The sequence below is a fragment of the Streptomyces sp. NPDC047886 genome (assembly GCF_043204435.1).
Taxonomy (GTDB): domain Bacteria; phylum Actinomycetota; class Actinomycetes; order Streptomycetales; family Streptomycetaceae; genus Streptomyces.
Window position 1 is genome coordinate 585337 of record NZ_JBIDCF010000005.1, and the last position, 22874, is coordinate 608210.

General features: G+C 74.8%; 6 protein-coding genes. 4 read left to right on the forward strand and 2 right to left on the reverse strand.

The annotated features are described in order from the left end of the window. Nucleotides 1-37 precede the first annotated feature (37 nt). A complete protein-coding gene (locus ACGF5U_RS20480) occupies nucleotides 38-3604 on the reverse strand; it encodes a type I polyketide synthase (protein ID WP_392818863.1) in 3567 nt (1188 codons plus the stop codon). A gap of 36 nt (nucleotides 3605-3640) precedes the next feature. Next, nucleotides 3641-18472, reverse strand: a complete 14832-nt coding sequence (locus ACGF5U_RS20485) for an SDR family NAD(P)-dependent oxidoreductase (protein ID WP_392713517.1) — start codon at nucleotides 18470-18472, stop codon at nucleotides 3641-3643. 267 nt (nucleotides 18473-18739) lie between these two features. Here ACGF5U_RS20485 and ACGF5U_RS20490 point away from each other — a divergent pair, with 267 nt between their 5' ends. From ACGF5U_RS20490 to ACGF5U_RS20505, 4 genes are all read left to right on the forward strand, one after another. After that, nucleotides 18740-19117 carry a YybH family protein gene (locus ACGF5U_RS20490; protein ID WP_392713515.1) on the forward strand — a complete coding sequence of 126 codons (378 nt, stop codon included), beginning with the start codon at nucleotides 18740-18742 and terminating at the stop codon, nucleotides 19115-19117. 229 nt (nucleotides 19118-19346) lie between these two features. After that, nucleotides 19347-20771, forward strand: coding sequence for a flavin monoamine oxidase family protein (locus ACGF5U_RS20495; RefSeq protein ID WP_392713513.1), 1425 nt, complete (start codon nucleotides 19347-19349; stop codon nucleotides 20769-20771). 143 nt (nucleotides 20772-20914) lie between these two features. Next, on the forward strand, nucleotides 20915-21334 hold the full coding sequence (locus ACGF5U_RS20500; protein ID WP_392713511.1) for a YybH family protein: 420 nt from the start codon (nucleotides 20915-20917) through the stop codon (nucleotides 21332-21334). A 158-nt stretch (nucleotides 21335-21492) separates the two neighbouring features. After that, nucleotides 21493-22680 carry an acyl-CoA dehydrogenase family protein gene (locus ACGF5U_RS20505; RefSeq protein ID WP_392713509.1) on the forward strand — a complete coding sequence of 396 codons (1188 nt, stop codon included), beginning with the start codon at nucleotides 21493-21495 and terminating at the stop codon, nucleotides 22678-22680. The last annotated feature ends 194 nt before the right edge of the window (nucleotides 22681-22874 follow it).

The window sequence follows — 22874 nt, forward strand, 5'->3', positions numbered from 1 at the left end:
ACAGCGTGGTACGCGGCGGGGCGGAGGCAGGCAGCCGTCAGGCGGTGCCGCGGCCCAGCTGGGTGTCGATGAAGTCGAAGAGGTCGTCAGCCGACGCCTCCGCGAGCCGGTCGGCGAGCTCCTCGTCGGCGGTGGCCGTACCGGACCCGGTGGCCGTACCGGACCCGGCGGGCCCGGCGTCGTACCGCGGACCGTCCGCCGGGACGAGCCCGGCCAGCAGGGCGTGCAGGCGTGCGGAGACGGTGTCACGGGTCGCGTCGTCCGGCGGCGCGGACGTCAGCAGCCGCTCCAGCCGGTCGAGTTCGCCGAGTACGGATCCGGAGACCTCGTCGTCGGGCGCCGGGGCCACCGCCGGGGCGACCCGGCCGTGCAGGTAGGTGGCGAGGGCGGCCGGGGTGGGGTGGTCGAAGACGAGCGTGGCGGGCAGCGGGACGCCCGCCGTGGTGCTCAGCCGGTTGCGGAGCTCGACCGCCGTCAGCGAGTTGAACCCGAGGTCCAGGAACGGCTTGTCGGGGGCCACGGCGGCCGTTCCCGAGTGTCCGAGTACCGCCGCCACCTCGGCGATCACGGTCGTCAGGAGGTGGTGGCCGCGCTGGGCCTCCGGCAGTTCCGCGAGCCGCTCGGTCAGCGTCCTGGCCGCTGCGGGACGGTCCGTGACGCTGCCGTCGCCGCCCGCCGCGTGAGCGGCGCCGTGACCGGTGGGGTCGGCGGAGTCGGCGTGGCCGGTGTGGCCGGTGTGGCCTGTGGAGTCGGGGGCCAGGGGCTGGAGCCAGTGGCGCCGGTTGTGGAAGGCGTAGGTGGGCAGCGGTACGCGCCGGGCGCCGGTCCCGGCGAAGAACGCCGGCCAGTCGACGGGCACGGCGCGCCGGTGGAGCGTGCCGAGTGCGCCGACGAGGGCGGGGACCTCCGCGCTGTCCTTGCGCAGCGCCGGGAAGGCCGCCACGGTGTCGGGCCGCTGGACGGCGGCTGCCGCCAGGGCGCTGAGGACTCCGTCGGGGCCGAGCTCCAGCAGCGTGGTGACGCCCTCCTCCTCCAGGGTGGTGACGGCGTCGGCGTAGCGGACGGCCTGGCGTACCTGGTCGGTCCAGTAGTCGGCGGTCCGCAGGTCCTCGCCCGCCGCGAGCCGCCCCGTCAGCGTCGACACCACCGGAATCTCCGGCTCCCGATACGTCAGGTCCTTCGCGACCGTACGGAACTCCTCCAGCATCCCGTCCATGTGCGGCGAGTGGAACGCGTGCGACACCGACAACCGACGCGTACGCACCCCACGCCCCGCCAACAGCCCCGCCACCTCATTCACCGCCTCCACGTCACCGGAGATCACCACCGACGACGGCCCGTTCACCGCCGCGACACCCACCCGGCTCTCACGCCCCACCAGCAACGAACGCACCTCAGCCTCCGCCACCTGCACCGCCACCATCGCCCCACCCGGCGGCATCGACCCCATCAACCGCGCCCGCGCCGCCACCAGACGACACGCGTCCTCCAACCCCAGCACCCCCGCCACATGCGCGGCCGCCAGCTCACCCACCGAATGCCCCGCCACCAGATCCGGCACCACCCCCCACGACCCGAACAACCGGAACAACGCCACCTCCACCGCGAACAACGCCGGCTGAGTGAACCCCGTGTCATCCAGACCCACACCCGAAGCGATCACCTCCCGCAACGGCCGCTCCGACTCCCGGTCGAGGAAGGAGCACACCGCGTCGAAGGCGTCGGCGTACGCCGGGAACGCCTCGTACAGGGCCATCCCCATGCCGACGCGCTGGGCGCCCTGACCGGTGAACACGAACCCGAGGCGACCGGCGGGCGGCACGGCGGTACCGTGCGGTGCGCCGCCGCCGTCGCCGGTGCCGGCCGCCAGTGTCCGCAGCTGGGCGATGAGTTCGTCGCGGTCGGCCCCGGTGACGACCGCCCGATGGTCCAGCGCCGCCCGCGTGACCGCCAGCGAGTACGCCACATCCAGCGGCCGCAACCCCGCGTCCCCCTCCACCCGCTCCAGCAACCGCCGCGCCTGACCCGCCAGCGCCTCCGACGACCTCGCCGACAACACCCACGGCACCACACCCGACGACACCGGGGACACCGGGGACAGCGACGACCCCGACGCCACCGACGGCTCCCGCGGCGATGCGTCGAGAGCCCCGGACACCTCCTCAAGAGCCTCCCCGGGCGCCTCCTCCACGATCACATGCGCGTTCGTGCCGCCGAAGCCGAAGGAGGAGACGGCGGCGCGCCGGGGGCGGCCCGTCTCGGGCCACGGGGTCTTCTCGGTCAGCAACTCCACCGCCCCGGACGACCAGTCGACCATCGGGGTCGGCTCGCCCACGTGCAGCGTCTTCGGGAGCACGCCGTGCCGCATCGCCTGCACCATCTTGATCACACCGCCGACACCGGCGGCCGCCTGCGCGTGCCCGATGTTCGACTTCAGCGAACCGAGCCACAGCGGCCGGTCGTCGCCGTGCTCGCGTCCGTACGTCGCCAGCAGCGCCTGCGCCTCGATCGGGTCGCCGAGCCGGGTGCCCGTACCGTGCGCCTCCACCGCGTCCACGTCCGCCGCCGACAGCCGCGCGTCCGACAGCGCCGCACGGATGACGCGCTCCTGCGAAGGACCGTTCGGCGCCGTCAGACCGTTGCTCGCACCGTCCTGGTTCACCGCACTGCCCCGCACCAGCGCCAGCACCCGGTGCCCGTTGCGGCGGGCGTCGGACAGCCGCTCGACCAGCAGCAGGCCCACGCCCTCCGACCAGCCGGTACCGCTGGCGTCCGCCGAGAACGACCGGCAGCGGCCGTCCTCGGAGAGGCCGCGCAGCCGGGAGAACTCGACGAACGCGACGGGGGTGGACATGACGGTGACGCCACCGGCGAGCGCGAGGTCGCACTCGCCGTTGCGCAGCGCGTTCGCCGCGAGGTGCAGCGCCACCAGCGACGACGAACACGCCGTGTCCACCGTCACCGCGGGGCCCTCGAACCCGTACGTGTACGACAGCCGTCCGGAGGCGATGCTGCCCGCGCTGCCGCTGAAGAGATAGCCCTCGAAGCCCTCGGGCGGCAGATGGGGGCGCGCCCCGTAGTCGTTGTACATCACCCCGGTGAAGACGCCGGTCCGGGAGCCGCGCAGGGCGGTGGGGTCGACACCGGCGTGCTCGAAGGTCTCCCACGCCGTCTGGAGCAGCAGCCGCTGCTGGGGGTCGGTGGCGAGGGCCTCGCGCGGGGACAGCCCGAAGAACTCCGGGTCGAAGCCGTCCGCGTCGTGCAGGAATCCGCCCTCGCGCCCGTACGAGGTGCCGGGCTTGTCGGGGTCGGGGTCGTACAGCCCCTCCAGGTCCCAGCCACGGTTCACCGGGAACCCGCCGACGGCGTCGGTCTCCTCGTCGACCAGCCGCCACAGGTCGTCCGGCGAGCCGACACCACCCGGGTAGCGGCACGCCATGCCGACGATCGCGATCGGCTCGTGTCGCCTCTCCTCGGTCTCCCGCAGTTGTCTGCGGGCGTCCCGGGCATCCGCGATGGCCTTCTTGAGGTAGTCGCGGAGCTTCTCCTCGCTCGACATGCCGTCCTCAACTCCTGTGTCAGTGCTGCTGGGTGGTCGCTCGATGGCCCCCGCCGGGCGGGCGGGGGCGCGGCCGGTGTGTCAGTCGAGCTCGTCGACCAGGGCGAAGAGCTCCTCGTCGGTGGCGGATGCCAGGTCGTCGTCGGTGCTGCCGCCGGAGGCGCGCGCGTTCACCGCTTCGGCGGCGTCGAGCAGTTCCCGCAGGCGCGCGGTGATCCGGCCGTGTGCGTCCGGGTCAGCGGCCGCCTCTTCGATGGCCGCTTCGAGGCGGGACAGTTCGGTCAGGACGGCGGCCCCTGTCTCGCCCCCCGTCCCAGTCCCGGTCCCGGCGTCGCCGGGTGCGGTGTCGTCGACGGTGAGCCGCCCGAGGACGTAGGCCGCGAGCGCCTCGGGGGTCGGGTGGTCGAAGACGAGGGTCGTGGGCAGCCGCAGTCCGGTCTCGGCGGCCAGCCGGTTGCGGAGTTCGACCGCGGTGAGGGAGTCGAAACCGAGTTCCTGGAGGGCCCGGTCGGCCCCGATCTCGCCCGGGTCGGCGTGGCCCAGGACCGCGGCGACACTCCGCCGGACCAGGTCCGTGACGGCCCGGTCGCGGTCGGCGGGGCGGAGCGCGGCGAGCCGTTCCGCCAGTCCGGGCGCGGTGTCCCGGCCACCGGCCGCGCCGCCGGTCGCGGCCGGCCGGGACGCGGTGCGGACCAGGCCGCGCAGCAGGGCCGGCGGCCGTTCGCCGGAGGCGCGCAGGGCGGCGGTGTCCAGGCGGGTGACCGCGAGTACGGCCTCGCCCGTGGCCGGAGCGGCGTCGAACAGCTCCATGGCGTCGTCGGTGGCGAGGGGGAGCAGTCCGGAGCGGGCCAGCCGACGCAGGTCGGCGTCCTCCAGATGCCCGCTGAGTGCGCTGCTCTCGGCCCACAGGCCCCAGGCCAGGGAGGTGGCGGCGAGGCCGTGGGCGCGGCGGTGGGCGGCGAGCGCGTCCAGGAAGGTGTTGCCCGCCGCGTAGTTGGCCTGCCCGGCGGTGCCGAGGAGGCCGGCGACGGACGAGTAGAGCACGAACGCCGAGAGGTTCAGGTCGCGGGTGAGGTCGTGCAGATGCCAGGCGGCGTCCACCTTGGGCCGCAGCACCGCGTCCAGCCGCTCCGGCGTCAGCGCCTCCACCGTCGCGTCGTCCAGCACACCCGCCGTATGCACCACCCCGGTCAGCGGACGATCGGCGGGAATACCCGCCAACAACCCGGCCAGCGCCGCACGGTCGGCCACATCACACGCCGCGACCGACACCTCCGCACCCCACTCCGCCAAATCCGCGCACAACTCCGCCACACCAGGCGCCTCAGCACCACGACGACTCACCAACAACAGCCGCCGCACACCGCGCCGCACCACCAGATGCCGGGCCAGGACGGCGCCCAGCGCTCCGGTGGCCCCGGTGACCAGTACGGTGCCGCTGCCGTCGCCCCAGTCGCCGCCGTCATCCGGTGCGGCGGTGTCGGCGCGTACGGGGGTACCGGCGGCCCGGTGGTCCGCGCGGGCGAGCCGGGGGACGAGCATCCGGTCGCCGCGCAGGGCGAGTTGCGGCTCGTCGGTGCGCACGGCCCGGACGAGCGGCGTGGTCTCCCCCGCGTCGTCCGCACCGTGCTCGCCGGTACGGTCCGGGTCGAGGTCCACGAGCACGACACGACCCGGGTTCTCGGTCTGCGCGGACCGCAGCAGGCCCCAGACCGGCGCCTGGGCGAGATCGGTCACGTCCTGCCCGGGGGCCGTGGCGACGGCGCCCCGGGTGACGACGACGAGCCGCGATCCGGCGAACCGGTCGTCCGCCAGCCATGCCTGGACGTCCCCGAGTACCCGGTACAGGGTCGACCGGACCGTGTCGGGCACGGCGGCCTTACCCGCCGCCGCCGTGGCGGCGAGCGGGAGCAGGACGACCGGCGGGGCTTCGGCGCCTTCGTCGACGGCGCGTGCCAGCGCGGCCAGGTCGGCGTGGGACGGCAGCCCGGCGACCGGCCCGCCGCCCGCGCTCCCGGCGCCGATGACGGCCCAGCCGTCATGGCCGGAGTCCTCCCGCCGGGACGGCCGCTCCACCCAGTCGACCCGGAGCAGACCGTCCGCCGTGGGCGCACCCGCCGCGCGCAGGGCCTCGGCCGAGAGCGGCCGCAGGGTGAGGGTCTCGATGGTGGCCACGGGCGCCCCGGTGCCGTCGGCGACGGTCACGGTGACCGTCGGCGCGTCGGTGTCCAGGCCGGTCGCGGTTCCGGTGCTGGAGGTGCCGGTGCCGGTGCCGGTGCCGGAGCTGCTGGGGCCGGTGCCGGAGCTGCTGGAGCTGGTGCCGGTGCCGGTGGGCGCGAGCCGGACGCGGAGCGTGTCCGCGCCGGTGGCCCGCAGCGTGGCGCCGGACCAGGCGAACGGCAGCAACGGCCGGCCGCCCTCCGGGTCGGCCACTCCCGGGAGCAGCGGGTGCAGCGCGGCGTCCAGCAGCGCGGGGTGCAGCAGGAAGCGCCCGGCGTCGGCGCGGGTCTCGTCGCCGAGGGCGACCTCCGCGTACCGCTCGCCGCCCGGTCCCGTCCACAGGCGGCGCAGGTTCTGGAACGGGGCGCCGTAGGCGTAGCCCTGCTCGGCGAGCCGCTCGTAGGCGCCGCCGAGATCGGTCTCGGTGGCTCCGGGCGGCGGCCAGGCCGTCAGGTCCGCGTCACCTGAACCGGTGGGCGCGGTCGGCGGGGTGGTCGGCGGGGTCGTCACGAGCCGCCCGTGGGCGTGCAGCGTCCAGGCGGACTCGGCCTCCCCGTCGCCTTCGCCGTCGGGCCTGCCGTGGACGCGGACCGTTCGGCCGCCGTCGTCGTCGGCGGCTCCGACGGAGACCTGGAGGTGGACGCCTCCGTGCGTCGGGAGCACGAGCGGGGCGGTGAGCGTCAGCTCGTCGACCACCGGGGTGCCGGTCTGCTCGCCCGCCCGGAGGGCGAGTTCGAGGAGGCCGGTGGCGGGTACGAGGACGGTGTCCGCGACGGCGTGCCCGGTCAGCCAGGGGTGGGTGTGGCGCGAGAGCCGGCCGGTCATGACGTGTTCGTCGCGGTCCGCGAGGGCCACGGTGGCGCCGAGCAGCGGGTGGTCGGCGGCGGACAGCCCGAAACCGGTGGCGTCGCCGACTCCGGCGGGCGCGTCCAGCCAGTATCGCCGGTGCTGGAAGGCGTAGCCGGGCAGATCGACCCGCCGGGCGCCGGGGAAGAGGGACTCCCAGCGGACCGGCGCGCCCCGCATGGCGTGCTGGGCGAGCGCGGCGGCGAAGGACCGGCCCTCGGGGCGGTCCCGTTGCAGGGCGGGCACGAGCGCGCCGACCACACCCGGCCCACCTGCCGCACCGGGTCCACCGGACGCACCGGACGCACCGGACGCACCGGACGCACCGGACGTAGAGGATCTGCTGGACCCACGGGCCCCATCGGACCCATCGGACCCACCGGCCGCACCGGATCCGCCCGGCTCACCCGGTTCGGCCGGTTCGGCCCGCTCGTCGGGCTCCGCCGTGAGGATGTCCTGGACGAGTGCGGTCAGCACCCCGTCGGGGCCGAGCTCCAGCCACTCGGTGACGCCCAGCCCGGCCAGGTGCCGCACCCCGTCCATGAAGCGGACGGCTTCGCGGATGTGCCGGGCCCAGTAGTCGGGCGAGGCGAGCTGTTCCGGTGTGGCGAGCGTCCCGGTGACGTTGGAGACCACCGGAACGCGCGGGGCGTGGAAGGTGAGGCCCTCGGCGACGGTACGGAACTCGTCCAGGACCTCCGCCATGTGCGGCGAGTGGAAGGCGTGGCTGACGGAGAGCCGCTTGGCCCGGCGGCCCCGCCGCCGCCAGAGCCCGGTGACCTCGTCCACGGCGGCGGCGTCGCCTGAGACGACGGTGGAGCGGGGGCCGTTGACCCCGGCGACGGTGACGGCGTCCCCGTACGCGGCGAGCACGCCCCGTACCTCGGCCTCGTCCGCCTCGATCGCGGCCATCGCCCCGCCCTCGCGGGCGGCCTGCATCAGCCGGCCGCGCTCGGCGACCAGGACGCAGGCGTCCGGCAGGTCGAGGACGCCGGCCAGGTGGGCGGCGGTGACCTCGCCGACGGAGTGGCCCAGGAGGAAGTCCGGGGTGAGGCCGTGGTGTGCGGCGAGCCGGAAGAGGGCCGTCTCGACGGCGAACAGCGCGGCCTGGGTGAACGCCGTCTGGTCGATCAGCGCCGAGTCGGCCGACCCCTCGGGCGCGAACAGCACCCGCTTCAGCGGACGCACCAGCTCGCGGTCCAGGTGGACGCAGACCTCGTCCAGCGCCGCGGCGAACACCGGGGACGTCTCGTACAGTTCGCGTCCCATGCCGAGCCGTTGCGCGCCCTGCCCGGTGAGCAGGAACGCGGTCTTGCCGCGGCGCACCGTGGACGTCGACGCGGCGGGGCGTACGAGGGCGGGCGAGGTCTCGCCGCGGCCGAGCCGTTCGAGTGCGTCGAGGAATCCGGCGCGGTCGTCGGCGACGACGGTCGCGGCGGCCTCGTGGAGGGCGCGCGTGGTCGCCAGCGAGAGGCCGACGTCCGCGAGGTCCAGCTCGGGTCGCGCTGCCACATGGGCACGGAGCCGTTCGGCCTGGGCGCGCAGGGCGCTCTCGCCGCGTGCCGAGAGGAGCCACGGCAGGGCAGTGCGCTCCGCTGTGGCACCGGAGGCGGCTGGGACGCCGGGCCCTGCGGGTGCGGCGGAGTCCGCGGGGCGCGGGGTGTCCTGCGGCGCGGCCGGGCCGGGCGTCCCGTCCTGTTCGATGATGACGTGGGCGTTGGTGCCGCTGATCCCGAAGGAGGAGACGGCGGCGCGCCGGGGGCGGCCCGTCTCGGGCCACGGGGTCTTCTCGGTCAGCAACTCCACCGCGCCGGACGACCAGTCGACCATCGGGGTCGGCTCGCCCACGTGCAGCGTCTTCGGGAGCACGCCATGCCGCATCGCCTGCACCATCTTGATCACACCGCCGACACCGGCGGCCGCCTGCGCGTGCCCGATGTTCGACTTCAGCGACCCCAGCAGCAGCGGACGATCCGGGGTGTGTTCGCGTCCGTACGTCGCCAGCAGCGCCTGCGCCTCGATCGGGTCGCCGAGCCGGGTTCCGGTGCCGTGCGCCTCCACCGCGTCCACGTCGGCGGGCGAGAGTCCCGCCGACGTGAGCGCCTCCCGGATGACGCGCTCCTGCGAAGGACCGTTCGGCGCCGTCAGACCGTTGCTCGCGCCGTCCTGGTTCACCGCACTGCCCTTCAGCACCGCCAGCACCCGGTGCCCGTTGCGGCGGGCGTCGGACAGCCGCTCGACCAGCAGCAGGCCGACACCCTCCGACCAGCCGGTACCGCTCGCGTCCGCCGAGAACGACCGGCAGCGGCCGTCCTCGGAGAGGCCGCGCTGCCGCGAGAACTCGACGAAGACGCCCGGACCGGCCATCACGGTGACGCCGCCCGCGAGCGCGAGGTCGCACTCGCCGTTGCGCAGCGCGTTCGCCGCGAGGTGCAGCGCCACCAGTGACGACGAACACGCCGTGTCCACCGTCACCGCGGGGCCCTCGAACCCGTACGTGTAGGAAAGGCGGCCCGATACGACGCTGGACAGGTTCCCGGCGAGCAGGAAGCCCTCGTACTCGGCGGGGCTGCTCGCCAGCCGCGACACGTAGTCGTCGTACATGGCGCCGGTGAACACACCGGTCCGGGAGCCGCGCAGGGTGGCCGGGTCGATGCCGGCGCTCTCCAGCGTCTCCCAGGCCGTCTCCAGCAGGAGCCGGTGCTGCGGGTCGGTCGCGGTGGCCTCGCGCGGGGAGATGCCGAAGAACTCGCGGTCGAACTGGTCGGCGTCGTGCAGGAATCCGCCGTGGCGGACGTAGGACGTGCCGGTCTTGCCGGGGTCCGGGTCGTACAGGCGCTCCAGGTCCCAGCCGCGGTTCACCGGGAACCCGCTGATCGCGTCCGTCTCCTCGTCGACCAGCCGCCACAGGTCGTCGGGCGAGCCGACACCCCCCGGGTAGCGGCACGCCATGCCCACGATCGCGATCGGGTCGTCGGCGGTGGAACCGCCGGGCGCGCGGGCGGCGCGGTGGGCGGCCCGCTCCTCGGGGTCGGGCGTCGTGCCCGGGAGCAGGGTGAGCAGATGGTCCGCGAGGGCCTGCGGGGACGGGTGGTCGAAGACGGTCGTGGCGGGCAGGCGGATGCCCGTGGCCGTGCTCAGCCGGTTGCGGAGTTCCACGCCCGCCAGCGAGTCGAACCCGGTCTCGTTGAAGGCCCGGCGCGGGTCGAGGGCGGTGGCGTCGGCGTGCCCGAGCACCCCGGCGACCGTGGAGGTCACCAGCCGCAGGACGGCTTCGGCACGCTCCTCGTCGGGGAGTGCCGCCGTACGCCCGGCCCATCCGCCGCCGTCGGACGGCCGGGCCGCCGCGGCACGGCGCGGTCCGGCGAGGCCGCGCAGCAGGGGCGAGTGCGGTGCGTCGCGGTCGCGGTCGCGCAGCGCGGCCAGGTCGAACGCCACGGGGGCGCGCAGCGGCCCGCCGTCGGCGAGCGCGGCGTCGAACAGGGCGAGCCCCTGCTCGGGGGTGAGCGGCCGGACACCGGCGCGGCTCCACCGGGCGAGGTCGCCGTCGCCGAGGGTGGCGCCCATGCCGTGGGTGCTGTCCCACAGGCCCCAGGCCAGGGAGGTGGCGGCGAGGCCGTGGGCGCGGCGGTGGGCGGCGAGCGCGTCCAGGTAGGTGTTCGCGGCGGCGTAGTTGGCCTGTCCGGCGGTGCCGGTGAGTCCGGAGACCGAGGAGAACAGGACGAACATCGACAGGTTCAGGTCGCGGGTGAGGTCGTGCAGGTGCCAGGCGGCGTCCACCTTGGGCCGCAGCACCGCGTCCAGCCGCTCCGGCGTCAGCGCCTCCACCGTCGCGTCGTCCAGCACACCCGCCGTATGCACCACCCCGGTCAGCGGATGCTCCGCCGGAACACCGGCCAGCACCCCAGCCAGTGCCGCACGGTCGGCCACATCACACGCCGCGACCGACACCTTCGCACCCGACTGCGCCAACTCCGCGCACAGCTCCGCCACACCAGGCGCCTCAGCACCACGACGACTCACCAACAACAGCCGCCGCACACCGCGCCGCGCTACCAGATGCCGGGCGAACAGTGCGCCGAGGCCACCGGTTCCACCGGTGACGAGCACGGTTCCCTCGCCGTCCGGTTCCCCGGCCACCGAGGCGGCGGCCGGGTCCGCCACCGGGGCGGCCAGATCCGCCACCGGGGCGGTCGGGCCAGCCGCTCCGGTGGCGTGCGGCGCTCCGGTGGCGGTGCGGGCCGCGCGGACGAGCCGGGGAGCCAGCGGCGTCCCGCCCCGGACCGCGAGCTGCGGCTCCCCGGTGGCCAACGCGTCCCGTACCCGGTCCCGTACGCCGTCCCGCTGCCCGTCCCCGTCCCCGTCGCCGGCCCGGTCCGTTGCGTCGCCACCGGCCTCGTCCGCCAGGTCGACAAGGACCAGCCGGCCGGGGTGCTCGGTCTGGACGGTGCGGACCAGGCCCCACACGGGGGCGGCGGCCAGGTCCGCGACCGTGTCGTCCGGGCCCGCCGCGACAGCGCCACCCGTCGCGACGACGAGGCGGGCCCCGTCGAACCGTTCGTCCGCCAGGAACCGCCGCACCACGTCCAGGACGGCGCCCACCGTCTCGTGCGCCGCGCGCACGGGGTCGCCCGCCGCAGCGGCGAGGCGGCCGGCACGTGCGAGGCGGCCGGCGCGTACGAGGACGGCGTCGGCGCCCTCCGCGTCGGGCAGCGCGCCGGAGGCGGCGTCGGTCTCCACGATCCGGATGTCCGCGCCCGCCGGGGAGTCGGGCACCGGCACCCAGTCGACGCCGTACAGGGCGTCGCGCTGGAAGGCCGTGCCGGCCGTCGGCGTGGCCTCGGGTGCCGCGCGCAGGGTGAGCGACGCCACGGCGGCCACGGGCGCACCGGTGGCATCGGCCACGGCGAGCGCGAAGGTGTCGGGGCCGACCGGGGAGACGCGTACCCGCAGGGCGGTGGCGCCCGTCGCGTACAGGTCGGTGCCCGCCCACGCGAAGGGGAGACGGACGGCGCCGTCGGCGGCCGCGTCGGCGGCGTGCAGCACCAGGGGGTGCAGGACGGCGTCCAGCAGGGCGGGGTGCACGGCGAACCGCGCGGCCGCCGCGTGCTGCTCCTCGGGCAGCCGCACCTCCGCGTACAGGTCGTCACCGGCCCGCCACAGCGCCGTCACGCCCTGGAAGGCGGGGCCGTACGCGTAGCCGAGGGCGGCGAGCCGGTCGTAGACGCCGTCCAGCGGCTCGGCGGACGCCCCGGCGGGCGGCCACTGGCGCAGGTCGGTGGGCGGCGCCGCGGGCGCACCGGCGAGCACGCCGGACGCGTGGCGGATCCACGACGCTCCCGCATCGGCGCGGGCGTGGATCTCGAAGGTGCGGTCACCGCCGTCGGCGGGAGCCGACACCGAGACCTGGATCCGTACGGCGTCCCCGTCCCGGGGCAGGACGAGCGGCGCCTCCAGGGTGAGTTCCTCGACCCGGTCGGCGCCGAAGTGGCCGCCCGCCGTCAGGGCGAGGTCGAGGAAGGCGGTCGCCGGCACGAGGACGTTCCCGGCGACGGCGTGGTCGGCCAGCCACGGGTGGGTGGCGGTGGACAGGCGGCCGGTGAGCACCAGGTCGTCCCGCCCGGCGAGTTCCACGGCCGTGGACAGCAGGGGGTGTTCCGCCGGGTCGAGGCCGAGCGTGCGGGCGTCCCCGGGCGTGCCGGGCGCGAGCCAGTAGTGGGTGCGCTGGAAGGCGTACGTCGGGAGGTCGATCCGGCGGCCGCCGGGGAAGAAGGAGGCGCCGTCGAGCGGGGCGCCGTTGACGTGGGCGGTGGCCAGCGCTCCGGCGAGGTGGCGCGGTTCGGGACGCCCGGCGCGCAGCAGCGGCACGGTGACCGCGTGCTCGCCGCCGACGGCGCCGTCGGCGAGGGGGGCGAGGACGGCGTCGGGGCCGATCTCGACGAAGAGGGTGGCTCCGTGCCGTTCCAGTTCACGGACGGCGTCGAGGAAGAGCACGGCCTCACGGATCTGGCCCGTCCAGTAGTCGGGGGAGGTCAGCTCGGCCGTGGTGGCGAGCCGGCCGGTGACCGTGGACACGAGGGGGACGGCCGGGGCGTGGAAGGTCAGTTCCGCCGCTACGGACCGGAACTCGTCCAGGATCTCGTCCATGTGCGGCGAGTGGAAGGCGTGACTGACCGTGAGGCGGCGCGTGCGGCGGCCGCGCGAGCGCCAGCGCTCCGCGACGGTGTCGGCCGCGTCGGCGTCGCCCGAGACGACCACGGAGGACGGGCCGTTCACGGCGGCCACCGAGAGCCTCCCGTCGAACTCGGCCATGTCGTCGGCGAGTTCACCGGCCTCCGCCTCGATCGCGATCATGGCGCCGCCCGCCCGCGCGGACTCCATCAGCCGGCCACGGGCGGCGACCAACCGGGCGGCGTCCTCCAGCGACAGGACACCGGCGGCATGGGCGGCCGCGAGCTCGCCGATCGAGTGGCCCGCGACCAGGTCGGGAACGAGCCCGTGGTGGGCGGCCAGCCGGAACAGCGCCACCTCGACGGCGAAGAGCGCGGGCTGGGTGTACGCGGTGCGGTGCAGCGACGCCGCGTGGCCGGTGTTCCCGGTGCCGTGGGTGGCGGCGGTCTCCCCGGTGCCGTGAGCGGCGCCGGTGTTCCCGGTGCCGACCGCGTCCTCGGCGGCTCCGGTGCTGCTCGTCCCCTCGGCGGCGTCGGTGCTCTCCGTGTCCTGGGTGCCCTCGTCGGCGAACATCACCTCGCGCAGCGGCCGTTCGAGATGCCGGTCCAGGGCCGCGCACACCTCGTCCAGGGCGCGGGCGAACACGGGGCTCGCGGCGTACAGCTCACGTCCCATACCGGCGCGCTGCGCACCCTGGCCGGTGAAGAGGAAGGCGGTCCGGCCCGCGCCGTCGGCGCTGCCGGTGACCACCTGGGGCGTGTCGGCGCCGTCCGCGAGGGCGTCCAGCCCTGTGAGCAGCTCGTCGGCGGTGGTGGCGACGACCGCCGCCCGGTGCGTCAGGGCGGTACGCGTGGTGGCCAGCGAGAAGCCGATGTCGGCCGGGTCGGCGACCGAGCCCGACTCGGCGCCGGAGCCGGAGCCGGAGCCGGAGCCGGAGCCGGAGCCTGTGCCGGTTCCAGAGGCGGTGCCGGTGGCGCGGGCGAACTCCGCGATGCGGGACGCCTGCGCGCGCAGCGCCGCCGGGTCCTGGGCGGAGAGCGTCCACACCCGGGGGGCGACCGCCTCGGTGCCGGTTTCCTGCTCCGTACCCGTACCCGTACCCGTACCCGTTAACGTCGCCGTACCCGTGACGGCGTCGGCAGGCGTGTCGTCCTGCGGGTCCCGTTCGAGGACCACGTGGGCGTTGGTGCCGCTGATCCCGAAGGACGAGACGGCGGCGCGGCGAGGCCGGCCCGTGTCCGGCCACGCGGTCTGCTCGCCGAGCAGCTCCACCGCGCCCGACGACCAGTCGACGTGCGGCGACGGCTCGTCCATGTGCAGGGTCCTGGGCAGCACGCCGTGCCGCATCGCCTGCACCATCTTGATGACACCGCCCACACCGGCGGCCGCCTGCGCGTGCCCGATGTTCGACTTCAGCGAGCCGAGGAACACCGGGGCCCGCTCGGCGCGGCCCTGGCCGTACGTGGCGAGGATGGCCTCCGCCTCGATGGGGTCGCCGAGCCGGGTGCCGGTGCCGTGCGCCTCGACGGCGTCGACGTCGGCCGGGGTGAGCCCGGCGTCGGCCAGCGCCTGGCGGATGACCCGCTCCTGGGAGGGGCCGTTCGGTGCGGTGAGACCGTTGCTCGCGCCGTCCTGGTTGATCGCGCTGCCCCGGATGACGGCGAGGACGCGGTGGCCGTTCCTGCGGGCGTCGGAGAGCCGTTCGACGACGAGCAGGCCCACGCCCTCGGCCCAGGAGGTGCCGTCGGCGGACGCGGCGAACGACTTGGACCGGCCGTCGGCGGCGAGGCCGCGCTGACGGGAGAACTCCACGAACATGCCGGGCGCCGACATCACCGTCGCGCCACCGGCGATCGCCAGCGACGACTCGCCCGAGCGCAGGGAGCGCACGGCCAGGTGCAGGGCGGTGAGCGAGGACGAGCAGGCCGTGTCGACGGTGACGGCCGGCCCCGTGAGGCCGAGTTGGTAGGCGATGCGGCCCGACATCACACTCGGGGTGGTGCCGGTCAGGACGTACCCCTCGACGCTGTCGGGGGCGTCCTGCATCCGGGGCCCGTAGTCGAGGGTGGTGGCGCCGACGAACACGCCGGTGCGGCTGCCGCGCAGGGCGTCGGCGGTGAGACCGGCCCGCTCGACGGCCTCCCAGGCCGTTTCCAGGAGCAGGCGCTGCTGCGGGTCCATGGCGAGCGCCTCGCGCGGCGAGATGCCGAAGAAGGCGTTGTCGAACATGGCGGCGTCCTGGAGGAATCCGCCTTCTCGGACGGTGCTCCGGCCGCTGCGCGCGGGATCCGCGTCGTACAGGTCGCGGTCCCAGCCCCGGTCGGTGGGGAACCCTCCGATGGCGTCCCGGCCGTCGGCCACGAGCTGCCACAGGTCCTCGGGGGACGCGACGCCGCCCGGGTAGCGGCAGGCCATGCCGACGATGGCGATCGGCTCGTCGGCCCCAGCCCCGGCCCCGGCACGGGGTTGCTGTCCGGTGGCCGGCGGGTCGGCCGGATCGGCGGCGGCGAGCGCGGCGCCGAGGTGGTCGATGAGGGCGGCGGGCGTCGGGTGGTCGAACAGCAGCCCGCTCGGCAGGCGCAGCCCGGTGGCGGCGGCCAGGGCGTCGCGGAGTTCGACCGACATCAGCGAGTCGAAGCCGAGTTCCTTGAAGGTGGTGTGGAGGGCGACCTGCCGTCCCTGGGGATAGTCGAGGACGGCCGCGATGTGGGCGGCGACGAGCGCCGTCGGATCGGCGACGGCCCCGGCGGGACGGGCGGGCGCCGCGCCGCCGTCCTCGGCCGGGGCGGCGGCCGTCGCGGTGGGCGCGGTGGATGCGGTGGGCGCGGTGGTACGGGCGGTGCCGCCGATCCAGTACCTGTCGCGCTGGAAGGCGTACGTGGGGAGGGGGACCCGGCGGGCACCGGTGCCCTCGTAGACGGCGGCCCAGCGGACGTCCGTGCCGTGGACGAAGAGCGTGCCGAGCGCCGCGAGCAGCGTCCGTGCCTCGGGGCGGCCCCGGCGCAGGGCGGCGACCGCGACGACGGCGTCCCTGTCGCGTACCGAGTCGGCGACCATGGCCGAGCAGACACCGTCCGGTCCGAGCTCCAGGAACGCGCCGGCACCCGCCGCCTCCAGCGCACGGGCCGTGTCGGCGAAGCGGACCGGGAGCCGCACCTGTTCGACCCAGTAGTCGACGGACGACCAGGTGCCCTCGGTGACCGGTGCGCCCGTCACGGAGGAGACGGCCGGGATGCGCGGCTCACGCAGGTCCATGTCCGCGACGAGCGCCCGGAAGTCGTCCAGCATCGGCTCCATGAGCGGCGAGTGGAAGGCGTGCGACACCGTGAGCCGGGTCGTCCTGCGGCCCTGGCGGCGCAGCTCCCCGGCGACGGCCGTGACCGCTGCCTCGGTCCCGGAGACGACGGTGGCGCGCGGCCCGTTGACGGCGGCGATCGCCACCTGTCCCGGGTGCCCGCCCAGCAGGGGCAGCACCTCGTCCTCGGCCGCCTCGACCGCGACCATCGCTCCCCCGGCGGGGAGTTCCTGCATGAGCCGGCCCCGGGCGGCGACCAGGCGCGCCGCGTCCGCGAGGGACAGGACGCCCGCGACGTGGGCTGCGGCGATCTCTCCCACGGAGTGACCGGCCACCACGTCGGGGGTGACGCCCCACGACTCGACGAGGCGGTACAGCGCCACCTCGACCGCGAACAGCGCCGGCTGCGTGTACGCGGTGGTGTCGAGGCCGTCACCGGAGGCGATCACCTCGCGCAGCGGCCGGTCCAACAGCGGATCGAGCAGGGCGCACACCTCGTCGTACGCGGCGGCGAACGCGGGGTGGGCGGCGTACAGCTCCTCGCCCATGCCGATGCGCTGGGCGCCCTGCCCGGTGAACACGAAGGCCAGACGGCCCGGCTTGACCGTACCGAGCAGGACGTCGGCGGCGGGGATGCCGTCGGCGACGGCACCGAGGACGGCCGGGAGACCACCGGGTCCCGTGCCGGTGCCCGTGCCGGTGCCGGTGCCGGTGCCGGTGCCGGTGACGGTGTCGGTGTCGGTGACGGTGTCGGTGAGGACGACGGCACGGTGCTCGAAGACGGTACGGGTGGTGGCCAGCGACCAGCCGGCGTCCACCGGGGACGGCGCCCCGTCCGCCGCGAGGTGGTCGCGCAGCCGGGCCGCCTGGGCGCGCAGAGCCGCCTCCGTACGGCCGGAGAACACCAGCGGAACGATGGCGGCACCCGCACCCGCACCCGCGACCGCGACCGCACCGGCGGGCGCACCGGCACCGGCGTCGGCGTCGGCGTCGGCGTCGGCGGTGGCGGTGGCGGTGGGGCCCTCGGTGAGCACCACATGGGCGTTGGTGCCGCCCATGCCGAAGGAGGACACGCCCGCCACGAGGGGGCGGTCGGGCGCGGGCCAGTCGGTGAGCTCGCGCTGCACGTGCAAACCGAGTTCCGCCAGCGGGATGCCGGGGTTCGGCGTGGCGTAGTTGAGGCTCGCGGGAAGCCTGCGGTGGGTGAGGGCCAGCAGCGCCTTCAGCAGCCCCACGATGCCGGCGGCGCCCTCCAGGTGGCCGACGTTGGTCTTGGCCGAGCCGACGCGGAGCCGCTCGTCCTCCGCCCGTCCGGCGCCGAGCACGGCGCCCAGGGCGGCGGCCTCGACGGGGTCGCCGACGGGCGTGCCGGTGCCGTGGAGTTCCACGTACTGCACGGCGGCCGGGGCGATGCCGGCCTTCTCGTACGCCTCCCGCAGGACGCGCTCCTGCGCGTCCCGGCCCGGAACCGTCAGACCGGGCGTGGCACCGTCGTTGTTGACGGCGCTGCCCCGGATGACGCCGTAGATCCGGTCGCCGTCGGCCTGGGCGCGGGCCAGCGGCTTGAGCACGACGACCGCGCCGCCCTCACCGCGTACGAAACCGTTGGCGCGGGCGTCGAAGGTGTAGGCGGTTCCGTCCGGTGACAGCCCGCCGAAGCGCTCCTCGGTGACGGCGCTCTCGGCGAGGATGTTCAGATTGACACCGGCGGCGATCGCGAGGTCGGACTCGCCGCCGCGCAGGGACTCGCAGGCCAGGTGCACGGCGACGAGCGACGACGACTGGGCCGAGTCGACGGTCAGGCTGGGGCCCTGGAGTCCCAGGTGGTACGAGACCCGGTTGGCGATCACGCCCCGGTTGACACCGGTCATCGTGTGCTGGGTGATCGCCTCGACACCGTGCTGGTAGAGCAGCGCGGCGTAGTCGTCGCGCAGGGTGCCGACGAACACGGCGGTGCGGCTGCCGCGCAGCGTGCCAGGGACGGTGCCCGCGTCCTCCAGCGCCTCCCAGGCCAGTTCGAGCATGAGGCGCTGCTGCGGGTCCATGGTGACGGCCTCGCGCGGCGAGATGCCGAAGAACGCGGCGTCGAAGGTGTCGACGCGGTCGAGGAAGCCGCCCCGGCGCATCCCGGCCGGGGTGCCGCCGGAGCCGGAGGCGTCGCCGGAGCCGGAGGCCATGGCATCGGCCGTGGCAGGGTCGCCGGACGCCGGCTCCCAACGGCCCTCGGGTACGGCGGTGATGGCGTCCGAGCCGGTGCGCAACAGGTCCCAGAAGGCGGCCGGACCGTCGGCTCCGGGGAGCCGGCAGGAGATGCCGACGACCGCCACGGCCTGCTCGTGCGCACCGGTTCCGACGGTCCCTCGGGTGTGCTGATTAGTCATCGCGCTCGACTGCCCTTTCCAGCTGATTCCGGTCGGACCGGCCGGACCGGCCGGACACCAAAAGCATTTCGGCAAAAACTGCTGGTCGATCGTAGGCAGCCGTTCTCTCCGCTCTCCCAGCGTCCGGCCATGAACCGGTAATTCAGCTCTCCCGGCGGTGAGATCGGCGCATTACCGGTCCATGGCCGGTGCGTTGAAGTCGGCGCAATAGTGTCGGTCATCGATCGCACGATCCCCTAGTCATGGGAAGGCAGGCCGACACTCGCCATGTCTCGTCTTACCGACAACGTGGAAAAGCACACCGCGCTCTATGTGGAGGCTTTCAACGCCGGCGACTTCGAAACGGTGGACAGCTTCTACACCGAGGAAGCGGTCGTCGTATGGGAGCCCGGGATGCCGCTGACCGGCGATGAGCGCCGGCGGTACCAGCGGGAATTCCTCTCCCGGCGGCCGAAAATGACCGCCACGCCCCGGCAGTCGTTCGTCACCGGCGACACCGCCCTGCTGATCGTCGACTGGACGATCGACACGGTGGACGAGGCCGGTGAACCGGAGCACCTGGAGGGCGTCGGGGTCGACGTCCTGCGGCTCGGCGACGACGGCGTGTGGCGCTACGCCGTGGACGACCCGTTCGGCCAGGACTGACCCGGTCCGGCCGGCCCGTCGGCCCGTCGGCCCGTCGGCGCCGACACACCCGCTCACCCGCTCACCCGGGCCCGGACCGGGCCCGCCCGCAGCACGGGACCGGCACCCGCACCCGCACCCGCACCCGCACCCGCACCCGCACCCGCACCCGCAGAGAGCACACCACCTTGAACGGCATGCCCGCTCCGCCCGGCGGACCGGCGCTCAGGACACGAAGGCGCATCACACCATGAGATCCAGCACCGATCGACCATCCCGCCGCTCGCTCCTCAAGGCGGCCGGAGCCGCCGCGCTGACCACGCCGGTGGTCATGGCGGCGGCGCCCACCACGACCGCGGCGGCCGCGACGGCCGGTGCGCTCGACGACGCGGCGGCCGACGTCATCGTCATCGGCGCCGGCTTCGCGGGCGTCACCGCCGCCCGGGAACTGCGCGCGCGGGGCAAGCGCGTGATCGTCCTGGAGGCCCGCGACCGCATCGGCGGCCGTACCTGGACGAGCACCTTCGCCGGGCACACGGTGGAGCGCGGCGGCACCTGGGTGGAGACCACGCAGCCGCACATCGGCGCCGAGCTCAAGCGGTACGGGATGGCCCTGGAGACCGACCAGGACGTCGACCGGCTGCTGCTGCCGACGCCCGCCGGCCCCCGGCAGTTCACCCCGGAGGACGGCTTCGGCCGGCTCGGCGGCATTCTCGAGCGGATGTTCGAGGGCTCGGAGACGTACTTCGCGAGGCCCTTCGAGCCGCTGTACCGGGCCGACCTGCTGCAGAGCCTGGACAAGCTGTCGCTGCGCGACCGGCTGACGCAGCTCTCCCTCACGGCCGAGGAGGAGCTGCTGATCAACGGGCAGACGGCGGTGTACTCGGGCGGTGCGAGCACCCAGGGCGGGTTCACGATGCTCGCGCACTGGTGGGCTCTCGCCGGCGGCACCAACGACCTCTGGAACGAGACCCAGAAGTACCGCATAGCCGCCGGCACACACGGGCTGCTCACCGCGATGCTCAACGAGGCGAAGCCGGTCGTCCGGCTCAACTCGCCCGTCGCGTCCGTCACCGACACCGGCTCCCGGGTGTTCGTCACGCTGAAGAGCGGTGTCCAGTACAGCGCCCAGAGGGTCGTCGTGGCCGTCCCGGTCAACGTCCTTCCGACGATCCGGTTCTCGCCGGCCCTGCCGCCGGCGCTGACGACGGCCGGTTCCCAGGGCATCGCCGTCAAGAACGCCGTCAAGCTGTGGATCCACGCCCGCAGGGGAGCGGGCCGGTTCTACGCGCAGGGCGCCGAGGGCGGCTCCCCGATCTCCATGATGCTGCCCTTCAAGGAGACCGCCGAAGGCATGCTGTACGTCGCCTTCAGCACCGACCCGACGTTCGCCCACACCGACAAGGCAAAGGTCAGGGAAGCGGTGCGGCGGCTCGGCGTGGACCTGGACGTCATCGGCGTCTTCAACCACGACTGGGGCAGGGACCCCTACGCACGCGGTGGCTGGGCGTTCCGCAAGCCGGGCCAGCTCACGTCCCTGTACCCCGATGTGCTGGCGCCGGCCGGCCGGCTCTCGTTCGCCAGCGGTGACATCGCCAACGGCTGGAGCGGCTACATCGACGGCGCCATCGAATCCGGCCTGCGCGCCGCGCAGCAGGCCTCCGGAGAGGCATAGGCCCCGCCTCCGGCCCCGGCGCGGCCGGGGTGGCGCACCGCGCCGTCCCCTCCCCCGGCTGCTCCGGCTCCCCGGCGCCTCCGGCCCCCGGGCTTCCCGGCTCCTCCTCCCCACCATCCGACCCTCAGAAGGGACCAGCAGCCATGTCCTCCACCGTCGCGTTCGACCCGGCACGCCCCGACCTCACCGACGACCCCGAGACCCAGAACGACATCTTCATCCAGGTGTTCAACTCCGGGGACGGCGAACTGTTCAACCGCCTCTACCTGGAGGACTCCATCTCCAACTTCTCGGGCGAGCCCCTCACGGGCGCGGCCCGGCTGGCGTTCTTCAAGGAGTTCCTGGCCGCCAAGCCGACGCTCAAGGCGTCGATCACGCACTCGTACGTCGCGGGTGACGTGGCGCTGATCGGCGTGGAGTACAGCATCGACACCAAGGGCCCCGACGGCGAGCCGATGCGCCTGGAGGGCACCTGCACGGACGTTCTGTGCCGTGGCGCCGACGGGCGCTGGCTGATGTCGATCGACCGTCCGGTGGCCGCCACCGGGCTGGTCGCCCAGTAGGAGCACCGCCGGCGGAACCCCTCTGGAAGCGCGGCGTCCCAGAGGGGTTCTCCGCCGTGTACCGGCCACCGCCGCGCGCGACCACCGGAACACCGCGAACACTGCCGGCACCGCGAACACCGCCGACACCGCCGACACCGCTGACATCGAGGAGTGACGTGACCACACATGAAGAGCAGGCGTCCGCCCTGGAGGCCGTCCTGGACGCCGTGAGGGACGCCGTGCCCACTCTGCGCCGCAACGGCATGGAGGCGGAGGAGAACCGCTGGATCCCGGAGGAGAACATCCGGCTGCTGGAGAAGGCGGGGGTGTTCCGGGCGGCGGTGCCCCGCGCGCACGGCGGCCTGGACCTCGACGCGGCGGCGCAGGCCCGGATCATCTCCGAGGTCGCCCGCGGCTGCCCGTCCACCGGGTGGCTGACGATGGTGTGGCTGACCAGCGCGTGGGCCGCCGGGCTGTATCCGGACCGGGCGCAGGAGGAGGTGTTCGCGGGCGGCAGCAGCCGGGTCTCCATCGTGTTCGCGCCCACCGGGACGCTCCGGCCGGTCGACGGCGGTTACCGGCTCGACGGGACCTGGCGCTTCAACTCCGGGTGCCGGGGCGCGGACTGGGACCTGCTCGCCGCCATGGTCGAGCGTCCCGACGGGACGAGCGAGGAGCTCGTCGCCCTCGTTCCCACCACCGAGCTGTCCATCGCCGACGACTGGCACGTCTCGGCCGGTGCCGCCACGGGCAGTTCGACCACGACGGCCGACGGGGTGTTCGTCCCCGCCCACCGGGTCGTCTCCCTGGAGGAGGCGATGGTCAGCGCCACCGGCGACCGCCACAACGCGGGTGTCACGGGACGCAACTACGGGCTGCTGGGCTACGTCCTGTCGAGTGTCGCCGCGGCGTTCACGGGCATGGCGCGCGGGGCGTACGAGCTGTTCCTCGAGCGGCTCCCCGGGCGGGGCATCACCTACACGGAGTGGACCGAGCAGAGCCTCCACCCGGTGACGCAGCAGCAGGTGGCCACGGCCGCCAACAAGATCGACGCGGCGGAGGCGCTGTCCGGCGGCTGGCTGAGCGTCCTGCAGGGCCGCGCCGACGCGGGCGAGCAGCCGACGGACACGGAGAAGGCGGTCATCCGGGGGCAGACGGCTTACGCGGCGCAGCTGTCGAAGGAGGCCGTCGAGGTCCTCTTCGCCGCGAGCGGCGGTTCCGTGATCCGGCGGGACGTGGACCTGCAGCGTTTCCACCGCGACATCCAGGGGTTCTCGCTGCACGCCCTCGTGCAGCTCAACGCCAATCTGGAGGTGCAGGGCCGGGTGCTGATGGGCATGGAGCCCGGCACGTACTTCCTCTGAGCCGTTCACCCCATGAGCGAAGGCCCGGGCCGTCCCATCGGCCCGGGCCTTCACCCGTGGTGCGCACCGCCCGACCGCACACCGGGCGGTGCGCCGCCGCCCCCGCTCAGGGGGCGGCCGGCGACGGCCTGCCGAAGCGGCCGGTGTCGAACAGCAGCTCGTCCGCGGCGGCGCCCAGCCCCGCGGCGCGCACC

What these genes read in the sequence shown, in the direction of transcription:
- ACGF5U_RS20485 (WP_392713517.1), bottom strand. Translation starts at nt 18,472, where the DNA reads ATGACTAATCAGCACACCCGAGGGACCGTCGGAACCGGTGCGCACGAG.
- ACGF5U_RS20490 (WP_392713515.1), top strand. Translation starts at nt 18,740, where the DNA reads ATGTCTCGTCTTACCGACAACGTGGAAAAGCACACCGCGCTCTATGTG.
- ACGF5U_RS20495 (WP_392713513.1), top strand. Translation starts at nt 19,347, where the DNA reads ATGAGATCCAGCACCGATCGACCATCCCGCCGCTCGCTCCTCAAGGCG.
- ACGF5U_RS20500 (WP_392713511.1), top strand. Translation starts at nt 20,915, where the DNA reads ATGTCCTCCACCGTCGCGTTCGACCCGGCACGCCCCGACCTCACCGAC.